Origin of the sequence: Actinomadura livida (assembly GCF_014648675.1) — a bacterium.
In the GTDB taxonomy this organism is placed as follows: Bacteria; Actinomycetota; Actinomycetes; order Streptosporangiales; family Streptosporangiaceae; genus Spirillospora; species Spirillospora livida.
Window position 1 is genome coordinate 668,974 of the sequence record NZ_BMRO01000001.1, and the last position, 2,734, is coordinate 671,707.

Annotated in this window: 2 protein-coding genes; one reads left to right on the forward strand and one right to left on the reverse strand. The window is 72.1% G+C overall.

The window, feature by feature from the left end:
- Nucleotides 1-1,452 (forward strand): helix-turn-helix domain-containing protein (locus tag IEZ03_RS02925; protein WP_229807958.1); only part of this gene is annotated, 1,452 nt, incomplete at its 5' end.
- A gap of 85 nt (nucleotides 1,453-1,537) precedes the next feature.
- Here the strand turns inward: IEZ03_RS02925 and IEZ03_RS02930 are convergent.
- Nucleotides 1,538-2,527: a branched-chain amino acid ABC transporter permease gene (locus tag IEZ03_RS02930; protein WP_221480621.1), complete on the reverse strand. Its 990-nt coding sequence runs from the start codon at nucleotides 2,525-2,527 to the stop codon at nucleotides 1,538-1,540.
- Between the last annotated feature and the right edge of the window lie 207 nt (nucleotides 2,528-2,734).

Consider the following 2,734-nt stretch of genomic DNA (forward strand, 5'->3'; position numbering starts at 1 on the left):
CCCTACACCAGCTCGCACTACCTCGGGGACGAGCAGTTCCAGCACCGCGGTTTCATCGACGACGCGGTCGCCGAGGAGGGCCTCGTCGCGATCCTGGGCGTCCCGATGCGGCTGGGCAGCCGGGTGATCGGCGTGCTGACCGCGGCGAACCGCAGCGAGCGCCCGTTCGATCCCGAGGAGGTGGCGCTGCTCGGGTCGCTCGCCGCGCACGCGGCGGTGGCGATCGACAACGCCCGCCTCTTGCAGGAGACCCGCACCGCCCTGGAAGAGCTGAGCACGGCCAACGAGGTGGTCAAGGCGAGGAGCGCGGCCGTAGAGAGGGCGGCGCGCGCGCACGACCGGATGACGGCCGTGGTGGTCCGCGGTGGTGGTGTGGAAGACGTCGCCGCGATCGTGACCGAGCTGCTGGGCGGGACGCTGCACGTCCTGGACGCCGACAGCCGCCAGCTCGCGACGACGGGCACCGTGTCGGCTCCCCTCGACGACGATGAGCTCGTCGGGGTCTCGGCCTCGGCGCACTCTGCGCGCGCGCAGGGCCGGACCGTACGACGCGGCGATCTGTGGATCGCCTCCGTGTCCGCGGGCGAGGAGATGCTCGGGACGCTGGTGCTGCGGACGGCGGACGAGGTGTCGGACGCCGACCAGCGGATCCTGGAGCGGGCCGCGCTCGTCACCGCGCTGCTGCTGCTGTTCCAGCGGAGCGTCACCGAGGCGGAGGGGCGGGTGCGCGGCGAACTGCTCGACGACCTGCTCTCCGGCCGCCAGGTCGGGGCCGAGTCGCTGACGGCCCGCGCCCGCCGGGTGAACGTCGACCTGAGCGCCCCGCACGTGGTGCTGTGCGCGAGGTACGGGGCGCAGGAGTTCCGGCAGCGGGCCGCGTTCTGGGCGTCGTCCTACGCGGCGGTGGAGCGCGGCCTGGCCGCCTCACGCGCGGAGGAGGTCGTCCTGCTGGTGCCGGGCGACCGCCCGGGCGAGACGGCCCGCCGGATCGCCAAGGAGCTGGGCGCCTCCCTCGGCGGGCCCGCCACGATCGGCGCGGCGGGCCCGGTGCGCGGTCCGGCCGAGGTCGCGGCCGCCCACCGGGAGGCGCAGCGCTGCGCCAACGCCCTGCAGTCCCTCGGCCGGCTCGGCGACGGCGCGGACGCCACCGAACTCGGCTTCGTCGGCCTGCTCCTCGGCGACGACCGGGACGTCAGCGGCTTCCTCACCGGGGCCATCGGCCCCGTCCTCGACTACGACGAGCGGCGCGGCACCGCGCTCGTCCAGACGCTGGAGGCGTACTTCGGGACCGGCGGGAGCCTGTCCAGGACGGCCGCGCTCCTGCACATCCACGTCAACACCGTCAGCCAGCGCCTGGAACGCATCGGCCGCCTGCTGGGCGAGGACTGGCACACCCCGGAACGCGCGCTGGAACTCCAACTAGCCCTCCGCCTCCATCGCCTCTCCCGCTGACGCGCTCGATCCGTTGACTTGCGGCGTGTTGTTGTTATCCGGTCCGCCATAACAACAACACGCCGCAAGTCAACGAAAGGGGGCGCTAGACGGTGGCGCCGATCTTGGGCTGGTCGGGCTCGGGGGCGGGGCGGCCGCGGGCCTGGCGGGCCGCGATCAGGTCGCGGGCCGTCCCCCACACGCCCCGGCGGAACAGCAGGACGACGAGGATGAAGATGGTGCCGGTGATGATGCCGGTCTCCTCGAAGCCGGCCGTGGCCAGGTAGTCGTGCAGCTGGACGACCAGCGCCGCGCCGATTGTGCCTCCCCAAAGCGTGCCGATCCCGCCGAGGACGACCATCATCACGGCCTGCCCGGACGTCGTCCAGTAGACGCCCTGCAGGGACGCGAAGCCGTGCCCGATGGTGAACACACCGCCGGCCAGGCCGGACAGGGCGGCCGACAGGACGAAGGCGAGCAGCTTGTACCGGTCGATGCTGTATCCGAGTGCGCGCGCCCTGGCGGGGTTGTCGCGGATGGACATCAGCACTCGTCCGAACGGGGAACGGACGATCCGCCACGCGACCAACAGCCCGGCCAGGATGAACGGGAGCCCCGCGTAGTAGAAGAAGAACGGGTCGGACAAGTCCAGCCCGAACAACTCCTTGGGAATCCCCTGCAGGCCGTTCTCGCCGCCGGTCACGTCCCGCCACTGGTTGGCGATGAAGTAGACCATCTGGGCGAAGGCCAGCGTGACCATGGCGAAGTAGATGCCGCGCAGCCGGACGGACAGGAAACCGATCGGCACGGCGAGGACGGCCGCGAACAGCGCCCCGCCCAGCACGGCGACGGGGAACGGCAGGCCGGAGTGCAGCGCGATCAATCCAGTGACGTAGGCGGAGCCGCCCCAGAAGGCGGCGTGCCCGAACGACAGCAGCCCGGTGAAGCCGAGCAGCAGGTCGACGGCGGCCGCGAACAGCGCCCAGCACAGGATGTCCATCGCGACCGGCGGGTACACGAACCACGGCAGGATCAGTGCCACCAGCAGTCCGATGGCCAGCAGGAACGGCCGTCCGGCCAGTTTGGAGAGGATCACTGCGCCTCCTCGACGGTCATCGCGGGCGGCACGGCGGAGCGGGTCACAGCGTCGCCTCCTCGCGTCCGAACAGGCCCGCGGGGCGCCACAGCAGCACGGCGGCCATCAGGATGAACACCAGCGTCTGCGACAGCGACGGGACGTAGTAGTAGCCGAGCGCCGACACGAGCCCGACCGTGAACCCGGCGGCGACCGACCCGAACACCG